Genomic DNA, 26,759 nt, shown 5'->3' with positions numbered 1-26,759 from the left:
CGCGGTGGAGTCTGTCGACCGTCGCGCAGGCGGGGCACGGGGCCGCCGTTATATTCTGGGACAACTGGATCGGCGGCGACGGTCTAACGTAAGCCGACCATTAACCCTGTTGCCGGAAGTTGCGCCGAGGGCGGCCCCGCGCCCGGCCCGGAGAGCCGCCCATGCACAGCCGCCATCACCGGGGCGTCCAGCCTTTCGGCAGGCGACGCCCGACGTCCGAGGACCCGGATCGGGGGCACCCCGCCCGTGCGGCGAGCGCCCTGCCCTGGGCGGTGCGCGTGTCGGGTCTCATCGGGCTCGTGGCCGTGCTCGCCGCCGCCCAGCTGGCCCGGTGGAGCGTCCCGGCGGAAGCGCCCCCGGCGATCGCCCTGGCCGCGGGCCGCGTGCCGGAGGATCCCGTGACGACCGGTGCGATTCCGGCCGCGCGGGCGACGCGGCTGGACCCCTGTCTGGCGCCCGCGGCGGCGCATCTGCGGCCCTGATGCGGCCCGATCGCCTGTGCGCGGCGTCGCGCCGGGACGCATTGCGAGATTGACAAGCTGCGCCAAGCCCCTAACTGACAGGAACTATGCGCCCTGCGGCCCCGGGAGCATCCGAGCGTCCCGCGCGAGCCTTCTCCCCTGCCGTTGCCGCGACGGTGTCCATCGCGCCGGCCGGGCGCGCAACGGTTCCTGAACGCAGATGCCTTTTTCCGACCTGGGACTGAGCGAGAAAGTCCTGAACGCCGTCGAAGCGGCGGGTTACACCGAGCCGACGCCGATTCAGGCCGAAGCCATCCCCCATGTGCTGGCCCGCCGCGACGTCCTCGGCATCGCCCAGACGGGCACCGGCAAGACCGCGGCGTTCACGCTGCCGATGCTGACGCTCCTGGAGAACGGCCGCGCCCGCGCCCGGATGCCGCGGACCTTGATCCTGGAGCCGACCCGCGAGCTGGCCGCGCAGGTGGTCGAGAATTTCGACCGTTACGGGACCAACCACAAGCTCAACGTGGCGCTGATCATCGGCGGCGTCTCCTTCGCCGATCAGGACGCCAAGCTGATGCGCGGCACCGACGTGCTGATCGCCACGCCGGGGCGTCTCCTCGACCATTTCGAGCGGGGCAAGCTGCTTCTCACCGGCGTCGAGCTCCTGGTGATCGACGAGGCCGATCGTATGCTCGACATGGGGTTCATCCCCGATATCGAGCGCATCGCCAAGATGGTACCGTTCACCCGGCAGACGCTGTTCTTCTCGGCCACCATGCCGCCCGAGATCGAGCGGCTGGCGGACATGTTCCTGCACAACCCGCAGCGGGTCGAGGTGGCCCGGCCCGCCTCCACGGCGACCACGATCACGCAACGTCTGGTCGCCACCGGACCGGAGGGGCACAGCAAGCGCGAGCGCCTGCGCGACCTGATCCGCGGCGAGGCCGAACTCAAGAACGGGATCATCTTCTGCAACCGCAAGCGCGACGTCGCCATGCTGCAGAAGTCTCTGGTGAGCCACGGCTTCGACGCGGCCGCCCTCCACGGCGACATGGATCAGCGCGCGCGCACCACCGCCCTCGACGCGTTCCGCAGCGGCGACACCGCGCTCCTTGTCGCCAGCGACGTCGCGGCCCGCGGCCTCGACATTCCCGCGGTCAGCCACGTGTTCAATTTCGACGTGCCGCACCACCCGGAGGATTACGTCCACCGGATCGGGCGCACCGGCCGCGCCGGCCGGTCAGGCACCGCCTACACGCTGGTGTCGCCCGACGATTCGCGCTCGCTCGGCGCCATCGAGGCGCTGATCGGCCAGCCGGTCCCGTGGCTCGACGGTGACCTGTCGACCGTGGCCGAGGGATCCGGCGAGACCGGCACCCGTCATCGCGGCCGGTCGGGCGAGGGCCGCCGCGGCGGGCGTTCGGCCAAGGGAACAGGCAGGGGCGACGCCAAGTCTGACGTCAAGCGTGACGTCAAAGATGACGCCAAGGGGGACGTGAAGCGTGAGGCCAGGGCCGACGGCGAGGCGGCGGACCGGCCCCGCGCCCGCCGCGGCAGCGCGTCGACGGCCCAGCGCGCCGAAGCGCGTCCGGCCTCGCCCCGCGGCGAGGCCCGCGCCGCGTCGCGCCCCGAAACCGGCCGCGAGGAGCGCGGGCGCCGGGCCGAGCCGGACGGCGAGACGCCGGTCGGCCTCGGCTCGCACGTTCCAGCCTTCCTGCTTCGTCCAGTCTTGGCGAAGAAAGAGAAGTAACAGCAGTCTTTCCTGGCTTAACTCTCCGGCTACCACCCTGCCCTACATTGATTTTCGAGCCACGACGGATTGAAGCGTCGGCGGCTCGGGCGGCGGGACAGGGATGAGCCAGGACACCCATTCGGATCGCGACCGCAGCTTCGCCCTGGCGAAGCGGGCCCACGATCTGATTCGCGATTACGGCCCCGCGGCGACGCCGCGGGCCTACGCGGTCTGGTACGCCTACGTCTCGGGTGAGCTGCCGCTGCTGGGCGACGCCGTGAAGCGCCTGACCGCGCAGAACGGCTGCCTGACGGAGTCCGATATCGACACGCTGCACGAGGCCTATCTGGACGGCCGGCGGCTGGCGAGCGCGATCGACGATGTCAGCCGGGTGGTGCTGTCCGAGATCGCGGCGGTCACCGAGATCCTCGACCTGTCCCTCGGCTCCACGGCCCAGTACGGCGAGTCGCTGCGCGGGCTGGCGCTGGATCTCGCGCAGGGCGCGCCGAGCCGCGCCCGGCTGGGCGAGATCCTCACCACGCTGGTCTCCACAACCCGCGAGGTCGCCGCCAACAACCGCACCCTCGAGGCGCGGATGCGCGAGACCCGCGGCGAGATCGAGACCCTGCGCGAGAAGCTGGAGGCGACCCGGCTCGAGAGCCTGACCGACGCCCTCACGGGCCTGTTCAACCGCAAGCACTTCGAGGAGACCCTGAAGGCGACGGTCGAGGCCGCCCGCGGGCGCCAACTGCCCATGAGCCTGATCATCCTCGACATCGACTTCTTCAAGCGCTTCAACGACCTGTACGGCCACCTCACGGGCGATCAGGTGCTGCGGCTCGTGGCGATCGTCATGCGCGAGAGTGCCGGGACGCAGGCGCACCTCGCCCGGTTCGGCGGCGAGGAGTTCGGCATCGTGCTGCCGGACACCGACCGCGCCGCGGCCCGGCAGATGGCCGAAACGGTCCGCGCCAGCGTGATGGGGCGCGAATTGATCAAGCGCTCGACGGGCGAGTCGCTCGGCAAGATCACGGTCTCCCTCGGCGTGGCGGTGCTGCGCCAGGGCGACACGCCGGCCTCGCTCGTGGAGCGGGCCGACCTGTGCATGTTCGCCGCCAAGCGTGCGGGCCGGAACCGCGCCGTCGACGACACGGCCGAGTCGCTGACGCAGGTGGCGTGACGGGGTCCCGGAGGGCGCGGCCCTTCGGCGGGTCGTCGGGGCAGGCCCCCGACGGATCGCGCGAAGCCCGACGGCCGGGGGTCAGGCCCGGACGGGCACCCGGTCGGCCGAGACCGGCGTGATCGCCACGGATTCCCCGCAACCGCAGGCCGAAGTCTGGTTCGGGTTGTTGAACACGAACTGCGCGGCCAGCTTGTTGGTGGTGAAGTCCATCTCGGTGCCGAGCAGGAACAGCACCGCCTTCGGATCGACGAAGACCCGGACGCCGCGATCCTCGACCACGTCCTCGCCGGGCTTGGCGCCTTCCGCATATTCCATCGTGTAGGACATTCCGGCGCAGCCGCCGTTGCGGACGCCGACCCGCAGGCCCGCGATCGGCCGGTCGGCCTCCGCCATGATCGCCTTGATCCGATCGGCCGCCCGATCGGTCAGCGAGAGAACCTTGAAGCTACCCGACATCGTCACCCTCCCGCCCATCCGGGTTCAAGGCCCGGGGACGCGTATTCTGACGCGCACAAGATAAGCATTGGGTTGAGGCCGGTCCACCGCGCCCGGGTCACACCCGCCCGGCATTCGGCGGCGGAGGGGCTTGCCCGATGTCAGGGCGATCGGATGATCCCATCCGACCCCCCCCCTCATCCTGAGGTGCCCGCGTCAGCGGGCCTCGAAGGAGGGCTCCGGGGATCTCGGAGCGATGTGGCGGGCTCCTTCGAGGCCTCTGCTTTGCTCCGGCACCTCAGGATGTAGGGCGTGAGCTGGACAGCCGATCCGTGGCTTCGCGAAGGCGTGGGGCGAGCCATGCGGCCTGCCCGCGCGCGCCTGCTCACTCATCCCCGGCGGTGAGCCGCGCGAAGGTCGCGAGGTCGACGTTGCCGCCGCTGATCACCACGCCGACGCGCTTGTCCGTCACGTCCACGAGGCCGTGCAGCACCGCCGCCGCCGCGAGGCAGCCGGTCGGCTCGACCAAGATCTTCATCCGGCTCGCGAAGAACCGCATGGTCTCGACGAGCTGCGCGTCGGTGACGGTAAGGATGTCGGCGACGCGGTCGCGGATGATCGCGAAGGTGAGGTCGCCCAGCGCCGTCGACTGCGCGCCGTCCGCGATGGTGCGGGGCACCGGGATAGTCACCACGCGCCCCTCGCGGAACGAGCGCTGCCCGTCATTGCCGGCCTCCGGCTCGACGCCAATCACCCGGCAGCCCGGCGACAGCGCCGCGGCGGCGAGCGCGCAGCCCGCCAGCATGCCGCCGCCGCCGAGGCAGACCACCAGCACGTCGAGGGGGCCCGCGGTCTCGATCAGCTCCTGGGCGAGGGTCCCCTGCCCGGCGATGACGTCCGGGTGGTTGAAGGGCGGGATTAGCGTCAGGCCCCGGGGCTCGGCGATCGACCGGCCGAGCGCCTCCCGGTCCTGCGTGTAGCGGTCGTACAGGACGACCTCGGCGCCGTAGCCGCGGGTGGCGGCGATCTTCGCGGCCGGCGCGTCTGCCGGCATGATGATCGTGGCAGGGGCACCGAGCAGCCGGCTCGCCAGGGCGATCGCCTGGGCGTGGTTGCCCGACGAGAAGGTCAGCACCCCGCGGGCGCGCTCCGCCTCGGTCAGGGCGCTGATGGCGTTGTAGGCCCCGCGGAACTTGAAGGCCCCGACCCGCTGCAGGTTCTCAGCCTTGAAGAACAGTTTTCCACCGGTCCGCGCGTCGGCGGTGCGGGAGGTCAGGACCGGCGTGCGGTGCGCGGCCCCCGCGATGCGCTCGGCCGCGCGCGCCACGTCGGCATAGGTGGGCAGGCCCTCGGCCGCCGCGCCGTGTTCGCCCCGCATCGGATCCCGCCTCGCTCCCGTTCCGGTGGGATGTGTCATACGGGCGATTGGCCCCGCACGCATCCCGCTCCCGTGCACAGCTGGAAGCGGAGCCATTCGCCGGCTCGGGGCTTATTCCGGCGGGATCAATCTTGGCAGCAACGCTGGGGGGCGGCTTCGCCATGCGGACGGGATCGAACGGGCGGCGTGGTGCGGCGGATCAGCGGCTGGCCGCAGGGGGCAGCAGGTGAGCGGCTGGGCGCGGGAGCGAAAGCCGGGCGACGGGGCGACCGAGGTCACTTTCCGGGGCCGCGGGCTGGCCCTGCGCGCCGGCGGGCGGCTGATTCTTCTGGTGTGTCCGCTCTGCTCACAGCGGAACGCGCCGCGGGGGGCCGAGCGGGGGATCTGTGAGTGGTGCGCGTATGTGCCTTCGCCGGATGAGGAGGAGCCGGTGGAGGTGGGGCGGGGGTGAGGGTGCGCCCGGCTCCCGCCGGCACAGGGCCGAATCCCGGTCTTTCCGATGCGATTGCATCGAGCCCGCCATGCACGTTTCGCCCCGCACTGGCACTGCCGGCCTCGTAGATCGCGGCGCACGAGGTGACCGCTTTCCCGGACAGGTGGAGCGAAGCGGAGCCTGATCGGGATCCGGCACAACACCGGGCCGCGCAGCGGCACCGCTTGCGTAAGTCGGACGCTTCCCCTGGTCTTGCGCTGGATCCCGGGTCGCGTTCCGCTGGCACTTCCTGCGCCGGGGGGAAGACTGACCTGGACCGGGCCGCCTCCCCCTACGTGTGGATCACCTTCCCATACGCATCCAGCACGCTCTCGTGCATCATCTCGCTGAGCGTCGGGTGCGGGAACACCGTGTGCATCAGCTCCTCCTCGGTGCTCTCCAGGTTCATCGCCACCACGTAGCCCTGGATCAGCTCGGTCACCTCGGCGCCGACCATGTGGGCGCCGAGCAGCTGGCCGGTCTTCGCGTCGAACACGGTCTTGATCAGCCCGTCCGGCTCGCCGAGCGCGATCGCCTTGCCGTTGCCCGCGAAGGGGAACCGGCCGACCTTCACGGCAAACCCCTGCTCCTTGGCCTTGGCCTCGGTCAGCCCGACGCTGGCGATCTGCGGCTGGCAATAGGTGCAGCCCGGGATCTTGGCCTTGTCCATCGGGTGGGTGTGCAGGCCCTTGATGGTCTCGATGCAGATGACGCCCTCGTGCTCGGCCTTGTGGGCGAGCATCGGCGGCCCGGCGACGTCGCCGATCGCGTAGAGGCCGGGCACGTTGGTGCGGCCGAGCCCGTCCGTCACCACGATCCCGCGGTCGATCTTCACCCCAAGCTTCTCGAGGCCGATATTCTCGATGTTGCCGACCACGCCCACCGCCGAGATCAGCTTCTCCGCGGTGATCTGCTGGGTCTTGCCGTCGCCGCCCTCGATGGTGGCGGTGACGGAATTGGCGCCCTTCTCGACCTTCGTGACCTTGGCGCCGGTGAGGATCTTGATGCCCTGCTTCTCGAAGCGCTTGCGGGCCAGCCCGGCGATCTCGGCATCCTCCACGGGGAGGATCTGCGGCAGCAGCTCCACCACGGTCACCTCGGCGCCCATGGTGCGGTAGAACGAGGCGAACTCGATGCCGATGGCGCCCGAGCCCATCACCAGCAGGCTCTTGGGCATCGTCTCCGGGACCATGGCCTCGTAGTAGGTCCAGATCAGCTTCTTGTCGGGCTCGATCCCGGGGATCGCCCGGGGGCGCGCGCCGGTCGCCACGATGATGTGCTTGGCCTGGTAGGTGCCGGCGCCCTTGGCGCCCTTCGGCGGCTCGGCGCGCTTGGTCTCCTTCACGGTGACCTGGCCGGGCTGGTTGCCCTTCGCGGCGCTGTCGACCGAGGCCTCGCCCCAGATCACGTCGACCTTGTTCTTCTTGAGCAGCATGCCGACGCCGCCGTTGAGCCGGGCCGAGACGCCGCGGGAGCGCTTCACGATGGCGGCCGTGTCGAACCCGACCTTCTCGGCCGTCAGCCCGTACTCGCCGGGATGCTGGAAGTAGTGGAAGATCTCGGCCGAGCGGAGCAGGGCCTTGGTGGGGATGCAGCCCCAGTTCAGGCAGATGCCGCCGAGATGCTCGCGGTCGACCACGGCGGTCTTGAACCCGAGCTGCGCCGCCCGGATCGCCGTGACGTAGCCGCCGGGCCCGGCGCCGATGATGAGGACGTCGTAGGTGTCGGACATTTACCTCTCCGCGGACGCCCCTCCCCCTTGCGGGGAGGGGGCAGGGGGTGGGGGTGGCTCCGCCTGGCCGGCTGAATCCGGGAAAGGCGCGTCGCATGCGGCGAGCGCCGCGTGGATCGTGTCGAGGACGGTATCGATCTCCCGCAGGACCATGCGGTTCGGGAAACGCAGGACGCGGAAGCCTTCAGAATGAAGATAGGTATCCCGACGGGCGTCGTAGGCCGTGCCGGCTTCGAAGCCGTGCTGGTCGCCGTCGACCTCGACGATGAGTCGGGCCGTCAGGCAGCAGAAATCCGCCACGTAGGAGCCGAGGGCGACCTGCCGGCGGAAATGCGAGCCGTCCACCGGCAGGCGGTGACGGAGGTGCCACCAGAGCCGCTTTTCAGGTTCGGTCAATGTCCGACGAAGCGTCTTCGCGTTCGCGGCGGCTCTTGGGGACGCGGCTCTCCGGGGCTGTTGGTTCCAGGTCATAGGGTGGCGCGTCAATTGAACGTGGCTGATGGAGGCATGCTGATCGACAGCAAGGAGCACGGTTCATCGCATAAGCAGTGCGTGTCCTGGCCGATGCCCGTCACGTTCCCCCACCTCGACATTTCACGACGCGCCTTCCCCTCCCCCTTGTGGGAGGGGCTAGGGGTGGGGTGGTGCAGGATTGAGCGCAAAGGTGCCTTCTGCACCACCCCCACCTCCAACTCCTCCCCACAAGGGGGAGGAGAGTGCACCCCTCACACCAGCATGCCCATCGGGTTCTCGATCAGCCCCTTGAAGGCCGAGACCAGCTCCGCGCCGAGCGCTCCATCGAGGACGCGGTGGTCGCACGACAGGGTGGCGGTCATCACCTGGACTACGGCCGGCGCCCCGTCCTTCACGACGACGCGCTTCTCGCCCGCGCCCACCGCCAGGATGCTCGATTGCGGCGGGTTGATCACCGCGGTGAAGTGCTTGATGCCGAACATGCCGAGGTTCGACACCGAGGTGACGCCGCCCTGGTACTCCTCGGGCTTCAGCTTCTTGGCGCGGGCGCGGGCCGCGAAATCCTTCATCTCGTTGGAGATGGTGGACAGCGTCTTCTCGTCCGCCCGGCGGATCACCGGCGTGAACAGGCCGCCGTCGATCGCCACCGCGACCCCGACCTCGGCGTGCTTGAAGCGCAGGATCCGGTCCTCGGCCCAGACCGCGTTGGCGGCCGGAACGCGGGTCAGCGCGAGGCCCATCGCCTTGATGACGAAGTCGTTCACCGAGAGCTTGAAGGCGGGCTTGCCGTCCTTGTCCTTGCCGGCCGAGCCGTTCAGCGTCTCGCGCAGCTTCATCAGCGCGTCGAGCTCGCAATCCACCGTCAGGTAGAAGTGCGGGGCGACCTGCATCGCCTCGGTGAGGCGCTTGGCGATGGTCTTGCGCATGCCGTCCAGCGGCACTTCCTCGTAGGCGTCCTTGGCGTAGAAGCCCTTGACCTGGTCGGTCGTGAGCCCGGCCGGCGCGCCGCCCGCGGGGGCGGCTTTCGGCGCGGGGGCCGCCTTCGGCGCCTCGGCGGCGGCCTGGGGTGCCAGTGCCTTCGTGGCGCCGGAGGCCTTCGCGGCCTGGACGTCGCGGGCGATGATGCGGCCGTGCGGACCGCTGCCCTGGACGGCGCCGAGCTCGACGCCCTCCTGCTTGGCGATCCGCCGGGCCAGCGGCGAGGCGAAGACCCGGCCGCCGGAGCCGGCCTGCGGAGCGCCGCCGGGCTGCGCGCCCTCGGGGGCCGCGTTCACCCGCTCGTACGACATGTGGCCGCCGCCGGGCGTGGTGTTCTGCGACGCGGCCGACGCGTCGGTCTTGGGCTCCGGCTTGGGCTCGGCCTTGGCCTCACCGTTCGAGGCGGCCTTCGGCGCGCCGCCCGAGGCCTGCACGCTCGACGGGTCCTCGCCCTCGGCGGCGATGATGGCGATCAGGTCGTTGACCGGCACGTCCGCGGTGCCCTCGGGCACGAGGATCTTGGCGAGCACGCCCTCGTCGATGGCCTCCACCTCCATGGTGGCCTTGTCGGTCTCGATCTCGGCCAGCACGTCGCCGGACTTGATCGGGTCGCCCTCCTTCTTCAGCCACTTGGCGAGGTTGCCCTTCTCCATGGTGGGCGACAGCGCGGGCATCAGCACGTTGATCGGCATGGCATCAGGTCTCGGGCTGGGCCGGGGCGGCCGGATCGTCGAAGGGAAAGAAGTCGTCGAGGGGGAACGGCACGGCGTCGAAGGGCGGTTGCGGACCTGGGGCCGGCGCCTCGTTGAAGCGCGCAGCAACGCGATGTGCGGGGACCGCCTCCAGATCCGCGTAGATCGCCTGCCGGACAGCCGCCTCAGCCATGGTCGGCCGCCATCGTCAGTTGAGACCGCCGGGGTCGAGCCCCTCGGCCTCCCAGCCAGCGCGGATGCGCTCGACCGCCTCCTCCTCCGACATGTCGGTCTCCAGCGCGTAGGCGCGGGCGGCCTGTCGGGCGAGGTCGGCCAGCAGCCTCCCCCAGGTCGCCGGGTCGTCGAAGGACCGGCGCAGGGCGACGCTCACCGCGCCGTCCACGACGGCCGCGCGCAGCACCTCGATGCCGCCCTGCTCCAGGGCGTCGGGCGGGATGGCGAGTTCGGCGAAGTCGTTGCTGGACTCTTGGCTCATGGCGCGCCGGCTGTTCCTTGACCCCCCTGCCGGGACGGGGCGGGATCGTACCCGCCCGCGCGCCGGTCACTTGTAGCAGACGCTCTTGGCCGCCTCGACGACCTCCGCCACCGTCGGCAGCGCCAGCTTCTCGAGGTTCGCCGCGTAGGGCATCGGCACGTCCTTGCCGGTGATGCGCAGGACCGGGGCGTCGAGGTAGTCGAAGGCGTCGACCATCAGGCGGGCCACGATCTCGGCGCCGATGCCGGATTGCGGGAATCCTTCCTCGACCGTGATGCAGCGGCCGGTCCTCTTGACCGATTGCACCACCGTCTCGCTGTCCATCGGGCGGATCGTGCGCAGGTCGATCACCTCGGCCTCGATGCCCTGCTCGGCGAGCGCCTGCGCGGCCTTGAGGGCGTAGTTCATGCCGATGGCGAAGGACACGATGGTCACGTCGCTGCCGGTGCGGTGGATCTTCGCCTTGCCGATCGGCAGCACGAAGTCCTCGAGCTTCGGCACCGGGAAGGATTGCCCGTACAGGATCTCGTTCTCAAGGAAGATCACCGGGTTCGGGTCGCGGATCGCGGCCTTGAGCAGGCCCTTGGCGTCGGACGCCGTGTAGGGCGCGATCACCTTGAGGCCCGGCACGTTGGAGTACCACGCGGCATAGTCGTGGCTGTGCTGGGCGGCGACGCGGGCGGCCGCGCCGTTGGGGCCGCGGAACACGATCGGGCAGCCGAGCTGGCCGCCGGACATGTACAGGGTCTTGGCCGCCGAGTTGATGATGTGGTCGATCGCCTGCATGGCGAAGTTGAAGGTCATGAACTCGACGATCGGCTTCAGGCCGGCGAGCGCCGCGCCGACGCCGATGCCCGCGAAGCCGTGCTCGGTGATCGGGGTGTCGACCACGCGCTTCGCGCCGAACTCCTGCAGCAGGTTCTGGGTGACCTTGTAGGCGCCCTGATACTCGGCGACCTCCTCGCCCATGACGAAGACGTCCGCGTCGCGGCGCATCTCCTCCGCCATGGCGTCGCGCAGGGCCTCGCGGACGGTCTGGGTGACCATCGGCGTGTCGGCCGGGAACTCCTCCATCACCGGCTCTTGGGCCTTGTTGGTGATGACCGCCGGGGCCGCCGGCGCTTTGGGTGCGTCGTCGCCGGTCTTCGCGGCGGGCGCGGCCTTGTCGGCCATGCCCTCGGCCTGCATGTCGGGCGTCGGGGCCGGGTGGCCGCCCGCGCCGTTGGGCTTGGCGCCGCCGCCGGACGACTGGACGCTCGCCGGATCCTCGCCCTCACCGGCGATCACGGCGATCGGCGTGTTGACCGCGACGCCCTCGGTGCCCTCCGCGATCAGGATCTTGGCGAGGATGCCCTCGTCGATGGCCTCCACCTCCATGGTGGCCTTGTCGGTCTCGATCTCGGCCAGCACGTCGCCGGACTTGATCGGGTCGCCCTCCTTCTTCAGCCACTTGGCGAGCTTGCCCTCCTCCATGGTGGGCGAGAGGGCGGGCATCAGGATGTCGGTCGCCATGCTCAGCTCTGCGGTCGTTTATTCGTTGGGGGGCGGCCAGCGGCTTTGTCCGCGCTCAGGCGTGCGCTTCGAGCAGGATGTCGGTCCACAGCTCGGACGGATCCGGCTCGGGATCGTTGGTGGCGAACTCGGCGGACGCGTTGACGATCTCACGGACCTTGGCGTCGGTGCTCTTCAGATCCGCCTCCGGCACCCCGTGCAGTTCGAGCAGGCGCTTGCGCACCATCTCGATCGGGTCGTGCTCGTCGCGCATCTTCGAGACCTCGTCCTTGGTCCGGTACTTGGCCGGATCGGACATGGAGTGGCCGCGGTAGCGGTAGGTCTGCATCTCCAGGATGTACGGGCCCTGGCCGGTGCGGGCGTGCTCGATCGCCCGGGTTGCGGCCTCGCGCACCGTGCGCACGTCCATGCCGTCGACCTGCTCGCCGGGGATGCCGAAGGAGAGGCCGCGCTTCGAGAAGTCGGTCTGCGCCGAGGCCCGGGCCACCGAGGTGCCCATGGCGTAGCGGTTGTTCTCGATCACGTAGACGACCGGCAGCTTCCAGAGCGCCGCCATGTTGAAGCTCTCGTAGACTTGGCCCTGGTTGGCGGCGCCGTCGCCCATGTAGGTCAGGCTGACCTTGCCGTTCTCCCGGTAATGGTCGGCGAAGGCGAGGCCGGTGCCGAGCGACACCTGCGCGCCGACGATGCCGTGACCGCCGAAGAACTGCTTCTCGCGGCTGAACATGTGCATCGAGCCGCCCTTGCCGCGGCTGTAGCCGCCGCGGCGGCCGGTCAGCTCGGCCATGACGCCCTTCGGATCCATGCCGCAGGCCAGCATGTGGCCGTGGTCGCGGTAGCCGGTGATGACCTGATCGCCCTCGACCGAGGCCATCTGCATGCCGATCACCACGGCTTCCTGGCCGATGTAGAGGTGGCAGAAGCCGCCGATGAGGCCCATGCCGTAGAGCTGGCCGGCCTTCTCCTCGAAGCGCCGGATCAGCAGCATCTCGTGATAGGCGTGGAGATCCTCGTCCCGCGTGAACTGGGGCATGTTCGGCGCGGGGCGATGCGCCTCGGCGGCCTGAGGGCTCGCGGCCTGCACCGGCGCGGACGACGCGTCCTTTGCGGGCTCCTTGGCAGGCTCCTTGGCGGCGTCCATCGGCGCTCTCCCCGTGATTCCACGCGACTTCGTGGGGGTGTAGGACAGCGACGGTTGGAAAGCGAGGGCTGCCGCTCTGACAGGAAGCCGCTCTTGTCAGACGACTTTGGGGACTAGAGAAACTGCGCGCCTCAACTTCGGCGGGACATCCCCGGAACTGTCAGGGCGTGATGACGACCACGTCGTTGGCGTGGACCCGGCCCAGCACGATTCGCGCGCGCTCTTCCAACAGGTCGCGGTCGATCTGGTCGCTCTTGAGGAGGGCCACCCGGTGCTCCCAGGTGGCGCGCTCGGCCTTCACGGCGGCGAGTTCCTGGTTGAGGCCGTAGGCGCGGATCTTCAGCACCTTCTTGGCTTCGAGGCCCCGGTTGCCGCTCTCGGCCTGCCACACGAAATAGCCGACTACGAGCGCCGACAGGGTCCAGAGACCCAGCGGCAACACGACCATTCTGACTCGGCGGCGCACGACCATGGCGTGACCCTGGCGCGGAAAGGTTAACGGTTCTTTTCGGCCGCATGGCGCGGCCAGCACGGACAGGGGCGAGCCTGCGGGATGGACCTGACACACCTGGGACGCTGGATCGCCGCGCACGCCACGGCGACCGACGATCACGACACCCTGCTCGCCGGCTTCTGTGAGGCGCTGGTCGAGGCCGGCACCCCCGTCTGGCGGGTGAGCGTCATGGCGCCAGCGCTCGACCCGACGCTGCGCGGTGTCAGCCTGAACTGGCACGCGGGCGAGGGCATGTCGTTCGTCGCCAACGCCCACGGCGCCGATGAGGAGAGCGACTGGCTGCTGAGCCCGGTCTACGCCCTGGTGGAGACGGGCGAGACCTTCGGCCGATGGCGCCTCGACGCGCCCGGACTGGCGGTGGACTTCCCGGTCCTGAAGGCCCTCGGGGCGCAGGGCGGCATCGACTACGTGCTGCACATCGCCGAGTTCGCCCCCGGCACCGCCCTGCGGGGCATCGCGGTCTCGTTCTGTACACGCGACGCCGCCGGCTTCACCGACGCGCATCTCTCCGCCATCGCCGATGTCCTTCCATTCCTGACGCTGGCGATGGCCAAGATGGGCTTGGCCCACACGTTCCGCGAAGTCTCCGCCACCTATCTCGGCCGGTCCACCGCCGAGCGCATCCTCGACGGCCAGATCCGGCGGGGCGAGGGGCGCGCCGTGCCGGCCGCCATCCTGCTGAACGACCTGCGCGGTTTCACGGCTCTGGCCGACCGGGTGGACCCGGCCGACATGGTCACGTGGCTCAACGAGCACTTCGACGCGCTGGGCGATCCGGTGGCACGGCACGGCGGCGAGATCCTGAAGTTCCTCGGCGACGGCTTCCTGGCGATCTTCCCGGTTCCGGACGCCGACACTCTCCCCTGCCCGGTCTGCGGTGCCGCCCTCGCCGCCGCGACCGAAGGGCTCGCCGCCAACGCGGCGCTCAACGCCCGGCGCCGCGTGGCCGGACTGCCCGAGCTCCCGGCCGAATGCGTCGTGCATTTCGGGACGGTGATCTACGGCAATGTCGGGACCGAGCGCCGCCTCGACTTCACGATCATCGGGCGGGCGGTCAACGAGGCCAGCCGGATCGAGAGCCAGTGCGCGGCGCTGGGCCATGATCTCCTGGTGTCGGACTCCTTCGCCGAGCGCTGCGAGCGCCGTCTGGAGCCGGTCGGGACGATCGAGCTGCGAGGCCTATCCCGGCCGATGCGGGTTTGGACCGTGCCGGCGGAGCCGTCCGATGCGGCGATCCCCTGAGGCGGGCGCCGTCATTCCGGGTCGCCGTCGGCGAGCCCGGACCCGGAGGGGCACGCCGAAGGCGGGCAATCCAGACGCGCAGATTCTCCCAGATCTTGCTCCGGCGGCGGATCCGGGTTCCGGGCTCCGCTGTGCGGCCCCGGAACGACGGGATTGACGGATCAGCGGCGGGCGAACTGCTTGAGCGCCGCGGGGCCGGCATAGAGCGCCTGCGGACCCAGGCCCTCCTCGATGCGGATCAGCTGGTTGTACTTGGCCAGTCTGTCCGAGCGGGCGAGCGAGCCGGTCTTGATCTGCCCGCAATTGGTGGCGACCGCGAGGTCCGCGATGGTCGAATCCTCGGTCTCGCCGGAGCGGTGCGACATCACCGCGGTGTAGCCGGCGCGCTGGGCCATATCGACCGCCGCCAGGGTCTCGGTGAGCGAGCCGATCTGGTTGACCTTGATCAGGATCGAGTTGGCCGTGCCCTCCGCGATGCCGCGCGACAGCCGCTCGACGTTGGTGACGAACAGGTCGTCGCCCACGAGCTGGCACTGCGCGCCGACCTTGTCGGTCAGGAGCTTCCAGCCGGCCCAGTCGTCCTCCGACATGCCGTCCTCGATGGAGACGATCGGGTAGGTGGCGACGAGCTGCGCGAGGTAGTCGACCTGCGCCTCGATGGTGCGGGTCTTGCCCTCGCCCTCGTACGCGTAGGCGCCGTCCTTGAAGAACTCGGTCGCCGCGCAGTCGAGGGCGAGCGCCATGTCCTGGCCGGGCTTGAAGCCGGCGGCGCTGATCGCGTCCATCACGAAGTCGAGGGCGGCCTCGGCGGAGGGCAGGTTCGGAGCGAAGCCGCCCTCGTCGCCGACATTGGTGTTGTGGCCGGCCTTCTTCAGCTTGCTCTTGAGGGTGTGGAACACCTCGGAGCCCATCCGCACGGCCTCGGCGATCGAGTCCGCGCCGACCGGCATGATCATGAATTCCTGGAAGTCGATCGGGTTGTCGGCATGCGCGCCGCCGTTGATGATGTTCATCATCGGCACCGGCAGCACCCGGCCCTGCACGCCGCCGACGTAGCGGTAGAGCGGCAGGCCCGAGGCCTCGGCCGCGGCCTTGGCCACCGCCAGCGACACGCCCAGGATCGCGTTGGCGCCGAGCCGCGCCTTAGTGGGCGTGCCGTCGAGCTCGATCATCGCCTCGTCGACCGCGACCTGATCCTCGGCCTCCATGCCGCCGATCGCGTCGAGGATCTCGGTCTGCGCCGCCTCGACCGCCTTCAGTACGCCCTTGCCGAGGAACCGGTTCTTGTCGCCGTCGCGCAGCTCCACCGCCTCGTGGGCGCCCGTGGAGGCCCCCGACGGGACCGCCGCGCGGCCGAAGGAGCCGTCCTCCAGGATGACGTCGACCTCGACCGTGGGGTTGCCGCGGCTGTCGAGGATCTCGCGGGCGCTGATATTGGTGATCGCGGTCATGGAACGTCCTCTCGCGGGGGCCGCGGGTCGGCGACCGCGCCCAAATCAGAGGGTGCGGCGCATCGCGGCGGCTTATCCGTCAAGCCGCGGCCGGCGGCAAGCGCCGGAACGGCCAGCGCACAGCCGGAGCCGTCCGGGAAAGCGTCGCGACTCAGACGGATGCGCACGGCGCTGCCAGGCTCTATATGCGCGCCATGACCTCCACCAACGACACGACCTCCACCGACGACTTGCAGCTCGGCCAGCCGACCCCCTTCCCCACCTCTCCCGAGGAGGCTCGCCTGGACCGTGTGCCGAACCCGCACGCGGATACCGACTACGTCGCCCGCTTCACCGCGCCCGAATTCACCTCCATCTGCCCAGTCACCGGCCAGCCGGATTTCGCGATTCTGGTGATCGACTACGTGCCCGGCGACTGGCTGGTGGAGTCGAAGTCGCTGAAGCTCTACCTCGGGTCGTTCCGCAACCACGGAGCATTCCATGAGGACTGCACGGTGGCGATCGGCAAGCGGCTGCGCGACCTCCTCGCGCCGCGCTACCTGCGCATCGGCGGGTTCTGGTATCCCCGCGGCGGCATTCCGATCGACGTGTTCTGGCAGACGGGCGAACTGCCGAAGAATGCGTGGCTGCCCGAACCTGGCGTGCCGCCCTACCGCGGTCGTTGAGCGACCAAACGAAAAGGGCGACCGGCTCGCGCCAGTCGCCCTCCGATCCTCGCGGATCTCAGATCTCAGTAGCCGTAGCCGTAGTAGCCGTAGCCCGGGCTGGCGTAGCCGTAGCCGCCGTAGACCGGGGCGTAGCCGTAGGACGGGGCATAGCCGTAGCCGCCGCCGTAATAGCTGTCGCGGGCCGCGCCGGCAGCGATCGCACCGGCCGCGAGGCCGGCAATGCCGAGGCCGATCGCGGCGCCGGTGCCGATGCCGCGGCGACCGCGGTAGTAGCCGTGGCCGTAGCCGCCGTAACCGCCATGGTAGCCGTAGGGACGCGCCTCGGCGCCCGTGGTGGCGGCGACGCTGCCGAGCGCCATGGCGGCGGCGGTAGCAATGATACCGATCTTGCGCATAGTGTTCCTTCTCGATCCTCGATCGAACATGCCCAATAACGTGGCCGCGCAGAGTGAGTTCCAGCTTTCGGATCGGGTTTAGGTGCGCATCCGCACACAACCGAAATTATGAACCGCCGTTCATCATCCCCTGCAGGGCCGGCGGCACCGCCAAGCTTGCCGATCTGTGTGCGGATCCAGCGCCAACTCTTGCGCAGGGGCTTCCCGACGATACCCGCGGGGGGGAGCCGGTCGCCGGGCCGGGACGATCGAGCCATCCCGACGGCGAGGAGGCGCCCGTCCTGTGACGGGGCATGCTAGGGAGAGATCCGGAGGACTCTCAATGGACGCCTTGAGCCTGATCCGCGACACCTTCGCGCCGCTGGCGGGGAAGCGGATCCTCGACATCGGCTGCGGACCCGGGACGCTCGCACGGCGGCTGGTCGATGGCGGGGCGGCCGTCACCGGGATCGATCCCGGCACGGCGGCCCTCGCCAGCGCACGGGCTGCCGTGCCGGAAGCGCGGTTCGAGGCCGCCGGCGGCGAGGCCCTTCCCTTTCCCGATGCCAGCTTCGACGGCGCCGTGATGCTCAACGCCCTGCATCACGTGCCCGATCCCGCGGCCGCCCTCGGCGAGGCCGCGCGCGTGCTGGCGGCCGGCGGGTCCATCGTCGTTGTGGAGCCCCTCGCGGCCGGCAGCTTCTTCGATGCCCTGCGACCGATCGAGGACGAGACCGCGATCCGGGCAGCGGCCCAGGACGCCATCGCGGCGTCCCTGTCCCGCGGCGCCTTCGTGTGCCGGAGGGATGTCACGGTCGAGCGGCGCGAGAGCTTCGCCTCCCTCGACGGCTTCCTCACCCGCGTCTGCGCCGTGGATCCGGCCCGCGCGGCGACGATCCAAGACCGGCGCTCGATCGTGGAGGCCGCCTTCCTGAGGGCGGCGGCGCGCGACGCCGACGGCCGCTACGCACTCGTCCAGCCCCTCCGGATCCACGTGCTGGAGCCGGTCGCGGCCTGAGCCCGTCAGGCGGCGCGGCGTTTGGCCAGCCGGTCGAAGGCGATGAGTTCCTCCAGAAGCGCCGGCATATCCTTGAGCGCCACCATGTTGGGGCCGTCGGAGGGGGCCCGGTCCGGGTCGGGATGGGTCTCGATGAAGACGCCCGCAACGCCCACCGCCACGGCGGCGCGGGCCAGGACGGCGACGAATTCCCGCTGGCCGCCGGAACTCGCTCCCTGCCCGCCCGGCTGCTGCACGGAATGGGTGGCGTCGAACACCACCGGGGCACCCTCCGTCACCTGCGCCATGATCGGCAGGCTGCGCATGTCCGACACCAGGGTGTTGTAGCCGAAGGAGGCGCCCCGCTCGGTGACGATGACGTTCGGATTGCCGGCCTCCGTCACCTTGGCGGCCACGTGCTTCATGTCCCAGGGCGCCAGGAACTGGCCCTTCTTGATGTTGACCGCCCGTCCGGTCGCGGCGGCGGCCAGGAGCAGGTCGGTCTGGCGGCACAGGAAAGCGGGGATCTGGAGCACGTCCACCGCCTCGGCGGCGCGGGCGCATTGCTCCGCGGCGTGCACGTCGGTGAGCACCGGCAGCCCCAGGGATTCGCGGATCTCGGCGAAGACCGGGAGCGCGCCGTCGAGGCCGATGCCGCGGGCGGCCTTGCCGGAGGTGCGGTTGGCCTTGTCGAAGGAGGTCTTGAACACGAGGCCCAGGCCCAGGCCGGCCGCCAGTTCCTTGAGGGCGGCGGCGACCTCCAGGGCATGGCCGCGCCCTTCGAGCTGGCACGGTCCGGCGATCAGCGTGAGCGGCAGGTGATTGGCGAAGCGCACGCCGCCGACTTGAACGACGGGGCCGGATTCAGCGAGGATCGACATGGCCGCCGGTCTACCCCTTGCTGCGCACCCGCGAAAGTCCGGTCCGGACCGCGATCCGGCAGACGGTGAGATCGTCGCGCAGGGCGTCCCCGCGCGGGCCGGTCTCGCACAGCATGAGTGCCCGGCCGCTGGCGCCGCGCCGCGGGGCGCCGGCCAGCAGGCTGGCCTGATGGAGGTTGAGCGCCAGCACCTCGGCCGCGGCGGCGTCCGCGCCGGCGAGCGCCCGCGCCGCAAGCCCGATCAGGACGAAGTAGGCGGGTGGCGGCTCGCGATCCAGGGACGCCACCGTCATCCGTGCGGGGACGCGGCAATCGAGGCTCATCCGCTCGGCATCCTGAGCGCGGAACACCGCGACCGGTCCTGCCCGGCCGGCCAGGGACGCCCCCGTGGAGCGGATCACCTTGGCGGCGAGGACATCGCAGGCATCGGCCGCGCGGGCAGGCGCAGGCCCGAACGTGAGCGCACCGGCGAGGGCGACCTGGGCGGGGAGGCGCAGCATCGGGGACATCCGCGGCTGGAGACGGGAGCGATCAGCAGATAGCGCGGCCGGACGGAAGCGCGAACCTGTGCCGCCGCGCATGGCTGCGGCGCATGGACAGCGGCGCATGGACAGCGGCGCCCGAATGCCCGATCTGGGCGGGCGGTGCGGCGCCGACCGCCGCTCACCGACCAGGTCCGACGCTGCCATGCTCCGATTCGCCCTCGCCTACGTCCTACTCGCCCTGGCGCTGCCAGGGAGCGCTCCGGCGGAGCCGCTGCCGCAGCCGGCTTACGGACCGGAACTCGAAGGCTTCGCCTATCCGTTCCCGGTCGAGCGCTTCACCTTCACGTCTCAGCGCCAGCCGCTGCAGATGGCCTATCTCGACATCCGTCCCGCGACGCCGAACGGCCGCACGGTCGTGCTGTTCCACGGCAAGAACTTCTGCGCGGCCACCTGGGAGAGCCAGATCCGGGCGCTTGGCGCGGCCGGCTACCGGGTCGTCGCGCCGGACCAGATCGGCTTCTGCAAGTCGAGCAAGCCGGCCGCCTACCAGTTCACCTTCCGCCAGCTCGCCGAGAACACCCACGCCCTGTTGGGTAAGCTCGGGATCGAGCGACCGGTCGTGGTCGGCCACTCCACCGGCGGCATGCTGGCCGCGCACTACGCCCTGCTCTACCCGAAGGAGGTCGAGCAGCTCGTGCTGGTCAATCCCGTCGGACTCGAGGATTGGAGCGCCAGGGGCCTGCCGCCGATTTCCCTGGAGCAATGGTATCAGCGCGAGCTGAAGGTCTCGGCGGCCTCGATCCGCGCCTACGAGACGGCGACCTACTACGCCGGCACCTGGGAGCCACGCTACGACCAATGGGTGGACATGCTGGCCGGCCTCAACAACGGACCCGGCAAGGAGGCGGTCGCCTGGGATTCGGCGCTCCTCTACGACATGATCGTGACGCAACCGGTGGTCTACCGGTTCCCGCAGATCACGGTGCCGACGCTCCTGTTGATCGGCCAGAAGGACAATACCGCCATCGGCAAGGATCTCGCGCCGCCGGAGCTGCGGGCGAGCCTCGGCAACTACCCCGAACTCGGGAAGGCCGCCGCGAAGGCGATCCCGGGTGCCCGGCTCGTGGCGTTTCCCGAACTCGGACACGCGCCGCAGATGTCGGATCCAGATGGGTTCAACAAGGCGCTGATCGAGGGGATCGCGGCGCGCTGAACCCCCTCGATCGGAGGCGAAGCTCCGTTTTCCTGAGCGAGCGGGGATCTGGACGGGCGCGCGAACGCTCCCCGTCATCCCGGGGCCGCGCAGCGGAGCCCGGGATCCGGAGCCGCCGACTTGCCGGGGCCTCGCACTGACAAGGCATCTGGATTGCCCGCCTTCGGCCTGCCCCTTCGGGTCCGGGCTCGCCTGCGGCGCCCCGGAATGACACGGTGCCTTTCCCGGGAAGTGTCGGTCAGGACATATTCCCGTCCCGGCTGCGCCCTCTCCCCATGAGGAGAGAGGGCGACGGCGCAGGTCCTAGAAGTACGACTTGAGCACGCCCCGGCGGCGCACGTCGAGCGTGGCGCAGTGGAACGAGCCGCCGAACGGGCCGTAGCTGAGGAACGGCGCCGGGATCGGGTCGAAGCCCCAGTCCTTCAGAGCCTTGATCAGCGTCGGCTGGCTCTGGTCGACGACGATCTTCTTCTCGGTGATCGCCAGGACGTTGATCGAGGTCCAGGGCGAGCACATCGAGATCTTGCTCATGAAGCCCTCGACCGGGTCGGGGCGCGGGGCGATCAGGACATCCCACTTCTTGAGCACGGCGGGCAGCTTCTCGACGTCGATGTAGTCCGGGTTCACCAGCACCTTGCCGGGGGCCAGCGGCATGAACGACGAGTCGATGTGCATCGGCTGCGGGCAGCGGCTCTCGATCTCGTGGATGCGGAAGCCCGGGCCGAGGTGGCGGCGCAGCCACTCGATGCCCATCAGGTTCGTCACGTTCGAGCGGGTCACGAACAGGTCGCGGCCGCAGCGGACGAAGTCGGCGGCGTCGAAGACCGGCTCGAACTCGTTCACGGTGAACTGCATGGGCTCGCCGGCTTTCAGATTCGGCACCCGGTAGTCGTAGTTGTACAGGTCGTCGGTGAGCTGCGGGCGCGGCGCCGAGGTCCAGCGCGCGCCGGCGCGGAAGTATTCCTTGAACAACGACCGGTAGGCATCGCCCTCGAAGTAGCGCGAGCGCCAGCACATCGGGCTCTCGATGATCTCGTCGCCGATCACGAGATACGGGTCGCGCGGGCAGGCGACGCAGAAGCCGCGGGAGGTCCAGCGCGGCGCCTTGAACTTCTTGGAGAAGTCCACCGTGTCGGGGCGGCGAACCTTCACGCCCTCTCCGGCCAGGATCCCGATGAAGTTGTCGAGCTCGGCCTGGGCGAGCTTCTTCATGAACTTCGGATACTTCCAGCCGCTCGCCAGCCGGTAGAAGGGCTGCGCGGCACGCGGCAGGTTGAAGATCACCGTCAGGTGGTGGGTCGGGATCGTGGCGCCGTCGAGCGAGCCGACGATCACCTCCTCCAGCGGGTCCCACTCGTTCCAGGCCATCACAGGCGAGTGCGGCGCCGGGACGCCCGGGCTCGATCCCGCCGCGAAGCCGCCGGCATGCGTGTCGTCGGTCACGGCCTCCAGGGCCGTGATCGGTGATTCGCGCTCCATGACGTGTGCCCCTTCTGCGACGTGCCGCGGCCTTCTGCGTAGGCCCTCAGGCCCCGCGCCGCTTTGGCCCCCGGTGTGTCAAACGGGTGATAGACACCGCTAATCCGTGCTGCAACGTGGCAGAAACGTTCTCGGCCTGGCGGACCTATTTCTGCCGCGACCGTGGCCGATTTCCCGCATCAAGCCTTTTGCGAGCTTGAAAGACGACAATGAAGCGCCTGACGACCTTGGCCTCGATCGCCGGTCTCTGCACGGTCGTCGGCCTGTTCATGTCCTCCGGCCTGGAAGACGTATCGGCCGCCGTCGTGAGCGCCGGGTGGGGCGCCGCCCTGGTGGTGCTCGCCCGCATCGTGGCCGTCGCCTGGGCCGGCCTCGGCTGGCACGTGGTGTTCCCCGCCGGCACGGCCAAGCTCGCCGATTGCGTGTTGCTGCGCTTCGTGCGCGAGGGCATCAACACCCTGTTGCCGGTGGCCACGGTGGGCGGCGACTTCGTCGGCGCGCGCCTGCTGGCCAAGCGCGGCGTGCCGGGGGCGCTCGCGGGCGCCAGCATGTTCGTCGACCTGATGACCCAGGCGCTGACGCAGCTTCTCTTCACCGTGGCGGGTCTCGCCCTGCTGGTGCTGATCTCCGGCGACGGGCCGATCGCCCACACCGTCGAGGGCGGCCTGGCCCTGGCGGTCCCCGCGCTCGGCGCCTTCTACCTGATCCAGCGGAAGGCGGGTCATCGGCTGATCCAGGGCCTGCTCAGCCGCTTCGCCTCCGGCCGCGAGTGGCGGGCCTTCGGCGCCATCGACCAGCTCTACGACAGCCTCCGCCGGCTCTACGGCAACCACGGGCGCTTCGCGGCGGCCCTGGCGGTCCACCTGGTCGGCTGGGTGATCGGCACGCTGGAGGTCTATGTCTGCCTGCGCTTCATGGGCTATCCCGTGGACTTCGCGCAGGCGCTGATGATCGAGAGCCTCGCCCAGGCCGTGCGCGGCGCCGCCTTCGCGGTGCCCGGCGCGCTGGGGGCCCAGGAGGGCGGCCTGATCGCCCTGTGCGGCCTGTTCGATATCCCGGCCGAGGCGGCGCTCGCCCTGTCGCTGGTCAAGCGCTTCGCCGATCTCGGCGTCGGACTGCCGAGCCTCCTCCTCTGGCACCGGCTCGAGGCCAGACTCCGTGCCGAGGCGCCCGAGGACGAGGACCGGGAGGTGGAAACCGCCGGCGGAAGCAGGGCAACCCGCGTGTCCCAGCCCGCGACCCTGGGGCCGTTCTACAGCTACGCCCCGCCCCGCATGGTCGCGCGGCTCGGCGACGGCGAGGAGTTGAAGAAGTGCGCCTGACCCGCCGTCTCGCGGCCGCCGTCCTCCTGGCCGCCCCCCTGCTCGTCCCGATCCAGGCGTGGGCCGCGGACGATCCCGCCGTCCAGACCGTGCGCGACCTGTACGCCGCGTTCAGCGCGGCACTGAAGGATGGCCCCGGTCCCCTGCCCGCGCGGGTCGAGGCCGTGGGACCGGCCCTCGACAAGGCATTCGATTTCCCCGCCATGACGCGGGTCGCCGTCGGCTCGAAATGGTCGAGCTTCACCCCGGAGCAGCAGGCGGCGGTGATCGACGCGTTCAAGCGCAGCCTGACCGTCACCTACGCCAACCGGCTGGCCCGCGCCGCAGGCGGCAAGTTCGACGTGACGCCGAAGGTCGAGGAGCGCGGCTCCCAGCGCGTGGTGCCGACCCGCGTCACCGCCTCGGACGGCGACGATTCCGAGGTCGACTTCGTCGTGAGCGACAGCAACCGAATCCAGGACGTGCTGCTCAACGGCGACGTCAGCGAGATCGCCGCCCAGCGCAACGCCCTCTCGGCGCCGCTGAAATCCGGTGGGGCCGACGGCGTCGTGAAATTCCTCCGGCAGCGCGCCGACGGCATGCTCGCCGCCAAGCCGACGCCGTGAGCCTGACCGACGGGGGCGAACTGAACCGGCCGCCCATGGCCATCGCCGCCTGAGGCGGCCGGACGATCGCACGGACCCGACCGGATGGATCTCTCCTCGCTGGCGCTGCACAGCCTTTCGTGGCTCTCGCTGATCTGCCTGATCCTGGCGGCGGCGGGCTGCCTCTACGGGCTGGCGGCCGCCTATTGCGCCGGCCGCTACGCGGCCCGCCCCGCCCCGGTGCTCGCGCCCGGCTCGCGCCGGCCGTCCGTGACCGTGCTCAAGCCTCTCTGCGGCCTCGAGCCGAACCTGTATGCGAATCTCGAGACCGTGCTGCGCCAGGACTATGCCGGCCCGGTGCAGGTTGTGTTCGGCGTCCAGAAGGCCGGCGATCCCGCCATCGGCGTGGTGCAGCGGCTGAAGCAGGCCTACCCCCAGGCCCGGATCGACCTCGTCATCGATGGCCGCCAGCACGGCTCGAACCGCAAGGTCTCGAACCTGATCAACATGGCCGAGGCCATCACCCACGAGGTGGTGGTGCTGGCCGACAGCGACATGGTGGTTCCGCCCGACTATCTGGAGCGCCTCGTCGCGGAGCTTTCGCAGGAGGGCGTGTCCGGCGTCACCTGCCTCTACCACGGCGTTCCGGCCTTCCGGGGGCTGTACGACCAGCTCTCCACCCTGGCGATCGACGCGCAGTTCCTGCCCAACGTCGTGATGGGCCTGAGCCTCGGGCTGGCCAAGCCCTGCTTCGGCTCCACGGTCGCCTTCACCCGGGCGAGCCTTGAGGCGGTCGGCGGGTTCCGCCGCTTCCGCGACGACCTCGCGGACGACTACGCGATCGGTGCCGCCCTGCGCGGCCTCGGCGGCCGGATGGTGATCCCGAGCTTCACCATCGGCCACACCAGCGTCGATACGGATCTGTCCGGCCTCTGGCGGCACGAGCTGCGCTGGAACCGTACCATCCGCACGGTCGATCCGGCGGGCTATGCCGGCTCGATCATCACGCACGCCGTCCCCCTGGCCCTCGTGGCCGCCCTGCTGCCGGGCAGCGGCACCGCCGCGCTGTGGGTCGCCGGCTTCGCCCTCGCGAGTCGCATCCTGCTCTGCCGTCAGCTCGAGCGGGCCTTCGGCCTCGCCCCGCACCCCTACGGACTGTTGCCGATCCGCGACATCCTCTCCTTCCTGAACTTCGCCTGGGCCTTCGTGTCGGGGGCGGTGACATGGAAAGGTCACGATTATCACGTGGTTGCGGACGGTACCCTGATCCCGGACGCCGAACTCGGCCGCGATGCCGGCGCGCCGCTCCGCTGAACCCGGCTTCCTCGTCCTCCGCCCCTCCCCCGGCACTGCCCTGAGGCCTTGAACCCCATGCGCACGCTCTTCCTCCAGGCCCCCACCTTCGACGGTTTCGACGGCGGTGCCGGCTCCCGTTACCAGGCCAAACGCGAGATCAAGTCGTTCTGGTACCCGACCTGGCTGGCCCAGCCGGCCGCCCTGGTGCCGAACTCGAAGCTGATCGATGCGCCGCCGCACAACATCAAGCTCCCCGAGATCGTCGCCCAGGCCAACGACTTCGACCTCGTCGTGCTCCACACCTCGGTGCCGTCGTTCAAGTCCGACGTGAAGACGATCGAGGCGCTGAAGGCCGCCAACCCGAAGCTGATCGCCGGCCTGATCGGCGCCAAGGTCGCGGTCGATGCCGCCGGCGCCATGGCCCAGGCCCCGGTGGTCGATTTCTGCGCCCGCAACGAGTTCGACTTCACCGTCAAGGAAGTCGCCGAGGGCGTCCCGATGTCGGAGATCAAGGGGCTGTCCTATCGCGACGCCAACGGTGTCGTGGTCCACAACGAGGACCGCGAGATCATGACCGACATGGACCAGCTGCCCTTCGTCACCAGCGTCTACAAGCGTGACCTGGAGATGGAGAAGTACTTCATCGGCTACCTGAAGCACCCCTACATCTCGTTCTACTCGGGCCGGGGCTGCAAGAGCCGCTGCACCTTCTGCCTCTGGCCGCAGACGGTCGGCGGCCACACCTACCGCACCCGCTCGGTCGCCCACGTGATCGAGGAGATCAAGTACTGCCTGAAGGAGTTCCCCCAGACCAAGGAGTTCTTCTTCGACGACGACACCTTCACCGACAACCTCCCGCGCGCCGAGGAGATCGCCCGCGAGCTCGGCAAGCTGGGCGTCACGTGGTCGTGCAACGCCAAGGCGAACGTGCCGCGTGAGACCTTGAAGGTGCTCAAGGAGAACGGTCTGCGCCTGCTGCTGGTCGGCTACGAGTCCGGCAACCAGCAGATCCTACACAACATCAAGAAGGGCATGCGGGTCGAGGTCGCCGAGAAGTTCACCAAGGACTGCCACGACCTGGGCATCGCCATCCACGGCACCTTCATCCTCGGCCTGCCGGGCGAGACGAAGGAGACGATCCAGGAGACGATCGCCTTCGCCAAGCGGATCAACCCGCACACGATCCAGGTCTCGCTGGCGGCACCCTACCCGGGCACCTTCCTGTACAAGCAGGCGGTGGAGAACGGCTGGCTCGACATCGAGAACGCCGAACTCGTCGACGAGAACGGCGTGCAGGTCGCGCCCCTGCACTACCCGCATCTCTCCCACACCGAGATCTTCACCTCGGTCGAGGAGTTCTACAAGAAGTTCTACTTCCGCGCGCCGAAGATCGCCTCGATCGTCAGCGAGATGGTGCGCTCGCCCGACATGATGAAGCGCCGCCTGCGCGAGGGCGTGGAGTTCTACCGCTTCCTCAAGGAGCGTCAGGGCACAGCCAAGGCGGCGTAAGTCAGGGGTCCGGGGCCTGCCGGCCCCAGCGGGGAGTGCGGGGCAGAGCCCCGCCC

Annotated in this window: 26 protein-coding genes; 11 read left to right on the top strand and 15 right to left on the bottom strand. The window is 70.0% G+C overall.

The features are described 5' to 3' along the window. The first annotated feature begins 161 nt into the window (after positions 1-161). The 3 genes from MMSR116_RS25890 to MMSR116_RS25880 all read left to right on the top strand — a co-directional run bounded on the left by MMSR116_RS25890 (position 162) and on the right by MMSR116_RS25880 (position 3,376). Complete coding sequence (locus MMSR116_RS25890) at positions 162-482, top strand: hypothetical protein (protein ID WP_010685461.1); 321 nt, start codon at positions 162-164, stop codon at positions 480-482. Positions 483-681: 199 nt separating this feature from the next. Further along, positions 682-2,214, top strand: coding sequence for a DEAD/DEAH box helicase (locus MMSR116_RS25885; protein WP_010685462.1), 1,533 nt, complete (start codon positions 682-684; stop codon positions 2,212-2,214). 103 nt (positions 2,215-2,317) lie between these two features. Further along, positions 2,318-3,376: a GGDEF domain-containing protein gene (locus MMSR116_RS25880; protein WP_010685463.1), complete on the top strand. Its 1,059-nt coding sequence runs from the start codon at positions 2,318-2,320 to the stop codon at positions 3,374-3,376. Between the two features lie 81 nt (positions 3,377-3,457). Here the strand turns inward: MMSR116_RS25880 and MMSR116_RS25875 are convergent, their stop codons facing one another. The 10 genes from MMSR116_RS25875 to MMSR116_RS25830 all read right to left on the bottom strand — a co-directional run bounded on the left by MMSR116_RS25875 (position 3,458) and on the right by MMSR116_RS25830 (position 13,161). Further along, positions 3,458-3,835: a HesB/IscA family protein gene (locus MMSR116_RS25875; RefSeq protein ID WP_010685464.1), complete on the bottom strand. Its 378-nt coding sequence runs from the start codon at positions 3,833-3,835 to the stop codon at positions 3,458-3,460. Positions 3,836-4,199: 364 nt separating this feature from the next. Beyond that, positions 4,200-5,192, bottom strand: coding sequence for a threo-3-hydroxy-L-aspartate ammonia-lyase (locus MMSR116_RS25870; RefSeq protein ID WP_010685465.1), 993 nt, complete (start codon positions 5,190-5,192; stop codon positions 4,200-4,202). 764 nt (positions 5,193-5,956) lie between these two features. Further along, entirely contained in the window at positions 5,957-7,396 is a 1,440-nt protein-coding gene (gene lpdA / locus MMSR116_RS25865) for a dihydrolipoyl dehydrogenase (protein ID WP_010685466.1), read from the bottom strand. Then, positions 7,397-7,867 (bottom strand): DUF559 domain-containing protein, encoded by a 471-nt coding sequence (locus MMSR116_RS25860; RefSeq protein WP_051072256.1) that lies wholly within the window; start codon positions 7,865-7,867, stop codon positions 7,397-7,399. A gap of 254 nt (positions 7,868-8,121) precedes the next feature. Further along, positions 8,122-9,540, bottom strand: coding sequence for a pyruvate dehydrogenase complex dihydrolipoamide acetyltransferase (locus MMSR116_RS25855; protein WP_010685468.1), 1,419 nt, complete (start codon positions 9,538-9,540; stop codon positions 8,122-8,124). 4 nt (positions 9,541-9,544) lie between these two features. Further along, the gene (locus tag MMSR116_RS25850) at positions 9,545-9,733 is read right to left on the bottom strand and encodes a hypothetical protein (protein WP_010685469.1); all 189 of its coding nucleotides are present in this window, start codon (positions 9,731-9,733) and stop codon (positions 9,545-9,547) included. A 15-nt stretch (positions 9,734-9,748) separates the two neighbouring features. Continuing rightward, entirely contained in the window at positions 9,749-10,036 is a 288-nt protein-coding gene (locus MMSR116_RS25845; protein ID WP_010685470.1) for a DUF5076 domain-containing protein, read from the bottom strand. A gap of 66 nt (positions 10,037-10,102) precedes the next feature. Continuing rightward, complete coding sequence (locus tag MMSR116_RS25840) at positions 10,103-11,548, bottom strand: pyruvate dehydrogenase complex E1 component subunit beta (protein ID WP_010685471.1); 1,446 nt, start codon at positions 11,546-11,548, stop codon at positions 10,103-10,105. Between the two features lie 55 nt (positions 11,549-11,603). Then, positions 11,604-12,689 (bottom strand): pyruvate dehydrogenase (acetyl-transferring) E1 component subunit alpha, encoded by a 1,086-nt coding sequence (pdhA, locus tag MMSR116_RS25835; RefSeq protein ID WP_010685472.1) that lies wholly within the window; start codon positions 12,687-12,689, stop codon positions 11,604-11,606. Positions 12,690-12,849: 160 nt separating this feature from the next. After that, entirely contained in the window at positions 12,850-13,161 is a 312-nt protein-coding gene (locus MMSR116_RS25830; RefSeq protein ID WP_010685473.1) for an FtsB family cell division protein, read from the bottom strand. Positions 13,162-13,242: 81 nt separating this feature from the next. Here MMSR116_RS25830 and MMSR116_RS25825 point away from each other — a divergent pair, with 81 nt between their 5' ends. Then, positions 13,243-14,445, top strand: a complete 1,203-nt coding sequence (locus MMSR116_RS25825) for an adenylate/guanylate cyclase domain-containing protein (RefSeq protein ID WP_010685474.1) — start codon at positions 13,243-13,245, stop codon at positions 14,443-14,445. Positions 14,446-14,606: 161 nt separating this feature from the next. On the opposite strand, the gene eno is transcribed toward MMSR116_RS25825, so the two are convergent. After that, positions 14,607-15,896, bottom strand: coding sequence for a phosphopyruvate hydratase (gene eno / locus MMSR116_RS25820; protein WP_010685475.1), 1,290 nt, complete (start codon positions 15,894-15,896; stop codon positions 14,607-14,609). Positions 15,897-16,090: 194 nt separating this feature from the next. Here eno and queF point away from each other — a divergent pair, with 194 nt between their 5' ends. Beyond that, on the top strand, positions 16,091-16,561 hold the full coding sequence (gene queF / locus MMSR116_RS25815; protein ID WP_010685476.1) for a preQ(1) synthase: 471 nt from the start codon (positions 16,091-16,093) through the stop codon (positions 16,559-16,561). A 65-nt stretch (positions 16,562-16,626) separates the two neighbouring features. Here the strand turns inward: queF and MMSR116_RS25810 are convergent, their stop codons facing one another. Next, positions 16,627-16,959 carry a hypothetical protein gene (locus tag MMSR116_RS25810; RefSeq protein ID WP_010685477.1) on the bottom strand — a complete coding sequence of 111 codons (333 nt, stop codon included), beginning with the start codon at positions 16,957-16,959 and terminating at the stop codon, positions 16,627-16,629. A 322-nt stretch (positions 16,960-17,281) separates the two neighbouring features. Between MMSR116_RS25810 and MMSR116_RS25805 the strand changes: the two genes are divergently transcribed. Then, a complete protein-coding gene (locus MMSR116_RS25805; protein ID WP_010685478.1) occupies positions 17,282-17,956 on the top strand; it encodes a class I SAM-dependent methyltransferase in 675 nt (224 codons plus the stop codon). 5 nt (positions 17,957-17,961) lie between these two features. Here the strand turns inward: MMSR116_RS25805 and kdsA are convergent, their stop codons facing one another. Together kdsA and MMSR116_RS25795 are read right to left on the bottom strand one after the other, a co-directional pair. Then, positions 17,962-18,816 (bottom strand): 3-deoxy-8-phosphooctulonate synthase, encoded by an 855-nt coding sequence (gene kdsA, locus MMSR116_RS25800; protein WP_010685479.1) that lies wholly within the window; start codon positions 18,814-18,816, stop codon positions 17,962-17,964. Between the two features lie 10 nt (positions 18,817-18,826). Next, positions 18,827-19,315 carry a hypothetical protein gene (locus MMSR116_RS25795; RefSeq protein WP_010685480.1) on the bottom strand — a complete coding sequence of 163 codons (489 nt, stop codon included), beginning with the start codon at positions 19,313-19,315 and terminating at the stop codon, positions 18,827-18,829. A gap of 187 nt (positions 19,316-19,502) precedes the next feature. On the opposite strand from MMSR116_RS25795, the gene MMSR116_RS25790 reads away from it, so the two are divergent. Beyond that, positions 19,503-20,513 carry an alpha/beta fold hydrolase gene (locus MMSR116_RS25790; RefSeq protein ID WP_010685481.1) on the top strand — a complete coding sequence of 337 codons (1,011 nt, stop codon included), beginning with the start codon at positions 19,503-19,505 and terminating at the stop codon, positions 20,511-20,513. Between the two features lie 303 nt (positions 20,514-20,816). Here MMSR116_RS25790 and MMSR116_RS25785 read toward each other — a convergent pair whose 3' ends face one another. Continuing rightward, positions 20,817-21,992: a glycine amidinotransferase gene (locus MMSR116_RS25785; RefSeq protein ID WP_010685482.1), complete on the bottom strand. Its 1,176-nt coding sequence runs from the start codon at positions 21,990-21,992 to the stop codon at positions 20,817-20,819. 209 nt (positions 21,993-22,201) lie between these two features. On the opposite strand from MMSR116_RS25785, the gene MMSR116_RS25780 reads away from it, so the two are divergent. The 4 genes from MMSR116_RS25780 (at position 22,202) to hpnJ (ending at position 26,703) form a co-directional block, all read left to right on the top strand. After that, the gene (locus tag MMSR116_RS25780; RefSeq protein ID WP_010685483.1) at positions 22,202-23,314 is read left to right on the top strand and encodes a flippase-like domain-containing protein; all 1,113 of its coding nucleotides are present in this window, start codon (positions 22,202-22,204) and stop codon (positions 23,312-23,314) included. Next, positions 23,305-23,919 carry an MlaC/ttg2D family ABC transporter substrate-binding protein gene (locus tag MMSR116_RS25775; protein WP_010685484.1) on the top strand — a complete coding sequence of 205 codons (615 nt, stop codon included), beginning with the start codon at positions 23,305-23,307 and terminating at the stop codon, positions 23,917-23,919. The genes MMSR116_RS25780 and MMSR116_RS25775 overlap by 10 nt, the downstream gene beginning before the upstream one ends. A gap of 84 nt (positions 23,920-24,003) precedes the next feature. Further along, positions 24,004-25,212 (top strand): bacteriohopanetetrol glucosamine biosynthesis glycosyltransferase HpnI, encoded by a 1,209-nt coding sequence (hpnI, locus tag MMSR116_RS25770; RefSeq protein ID WP_010685485.1) that lies wholly within the window; start codon positions 24,004-24,006, stop codon positions 25,210-25,212. 57 nt (positions 25,213-25,269) lie between these two features. Then, a complete protein-coding gene (hpnJ, locus tag MMSR116_RS25765) occupies positions 25,270-26,703 on the top strand; it encodes a hopanoid biosynthesis associated radical SAM protein HpnJ (protein ID WP_010685486.1) in 1,434 nt (477 codons plus the stop codon). Positions 26,704-26,759 lie beyond the last annotated feature (56 nt).

This window comes from Methylobacterium mesophilicum SR1.6/6 (assembly GCF_000364445.2).
In the GTDB taxonomy this organism is placed as follows: Bacteria; Pseudomonadota; Alphaproteobacteria; order Rhizobiales; family Beijerinckiaceae; genus Methylobacterium; species Methylobacterium mesophilicum_A.
The sequence above is the reverse complement of the archived record's forward strand: the minus strand, read 5'-3'. Positions and strand labels throughout refer to the sequence as shown.

Bases quoted from the DNA above. Each gene is read 5' to 3' on its own strand.
- MMSR116_RS25890 (WP_010685461.1), top strand. From the start codon at position 162: ATGCACAGCCGCCATCACCGGGGCGTCCAGCCTTTCGGCAGGCGACGC.
- MMSR116_RS25885 (WP_010685462.1), top strand. From the start codon at position 682: ATGCCTTTTTCCGACCTGGGACTGAGCGAGAAAGTCCTGAACGCCGTC.
- MMSR116_RS25880 (WP_010685463.1), top strand. From the start codon at position 2,318: ATGAGCCAGGACACCCATTCGGATCGCGACCGCAGCTTCGCCCTGGCG.
- MMSR116_RS25875 (WP_010685464.1), bottom strand. From the start codon at position 3,835: ATGTCGGGTAGCTTCAAGGTTCTCTCGCTGACCGATCGGGCGGCCGAT.
- MMSR116_RS25870 (WP_010685465.1), bottom strand. From the start codon at position 5,192: ATGCGGGGCGAACACGGCGCGGCGGCCGAGGGCCTGCCCACCTATGCC.
- lpdA (WP_010685466.1), bottom strand. From the start codon at position 7,396: ATGTCCGACACCTACGACGTCCTCATCATCGGCGCCGGGCCCGGCGGC.
- MMSR116_RS25860 (WP_051072256.1), bottom strand. From the start codon at position 7,867: ATGACCTGGAACCAACAGCCCCGGAGAGCCGCGTCCCCAAGAGCCGCC.
- MMSR116_RS25855 (WP_010685468.1), bottom strand. From the start codon at position 9,540: ATGCCGATCAACGTGCTGATGCCCGCGCTGTCGCCCACCATGGAGAAG.
- MMSR116_RS25850 (WP_010685469.1), bottom strand. From the start codon at position 9,733: ATGGCTGAGGCGGCTGTCCGGCAGGCGATCTACGCGGATCTGGAGGCG.
- MMSR116_RS25845 (WP_010685470.1), bottom strand. From the start codon at position 10,036: ATGAGCCAAGAGTCCAGCAACGACTTCGCCGAACTCGCCATCCCGCCC.
- MMSR116_RS25840 (WP_010685471.1), bottom strand. From the start codon at position 11,548: ATGGCGACCGACATCCTGATGCCCGCCCTCTCGCCCACCATGGAGGAG.
- pdhA (WP_010685472.1), bottom strand. From the start codon at position 12,689: ATGGACGCCGCCAAGGAGCCTGCCAAGGAGCCCGCAAAGGACGCGTCG.
- MMSR116_RS25830 (WP_010685473.1), bottom strand. From the start codon at position 13,161: ATGGTCGTGCGCCGCCGAGTCAGAATGGTCGTGTTGCCGCTGGGTCTC.
- MMSR116_RS25825 (WP_010685474.1), top strand. From the start codon at position 13,243: ATGGACCTGACACACCTGGGACGCTGGATCGCCGCGCACGCCACGGCG.
- eno (WP_010685475.1), bottom strand. From the start codon at position 15,896: ATGACCGCGATCACCAATATCAGCGCCCGCGAGATCCTCGACAGCCGC.
- queF (WP_010685476.1), top strand. From the start codon at position 16,091: ATGACCTCCACCAACGACACGACCTCCACCGACGACTTGCAGCTCGGC.
- MMSR116_RS25810 (WP_010685477.1), bottom strand. From the start codon at position 16,959: ATGCGCAAGATCGGTATCATTGCTACCGCCGCCGCCATGGCGCTCGGC.
- MMSR116_RS25805 (WP_010685478.1), top strand. From the start codon at position 17,282: ATGGACGCCTTGAGCCTGATCCGCGACACCTTCGCGCCGCTGGCGGGG.
- kdsA (WP_010685479.1), bottom strand. From the start codon at position 18,816: ATGTCGATCCTCGCTGAATCCGGCCCCGTCGTTCAAGTCGGCGGCGTG.
- MMSR116_RS25795 (WP_010685480.1), bottom strand. From the start codon at position 19,315: ATGCTGCGCCTCCCCGCCCAGGTCGCCCTCGCCGGTGCGCTCACGTTC.
- MMSR116_RS25790 (WP_010685481.1), top strand. From the start codon at position 19,503: ATGCTCCGATTCGCCCTCGCCTACGTCCTACTCGCCCTGGCGCTGCCA.
- MMSR116_RS25785 (WP_010685482.1), bottom strand. From the start codon at position 21,992: ATGGAGCGCGAATCACCGATCACGGCCCTGGAGGCCGTGACCGACGAC.
- MMSR116_RS25780 (WP_010685483.1), top strand. From the start codon at position 22,202: ATGAAGCGCCTGACGACCTTGGCCTCGATCGCCGGTCTCTGCACGGTC.
- hpnI (WP_010685485.1), top strand. From the start codon at position 24,004: ATGGATCTCTCCTCGCTGGCGCTGCACAGCCTTTCGTGGCTCTCGCTG.
- hpnJ (WP_010685486.1), top strand. From the start codon at position 25,270: ATGCGCACGCTCTTCCTCCAGGCCCCCACCTTCGACGGTTTCGACGGC.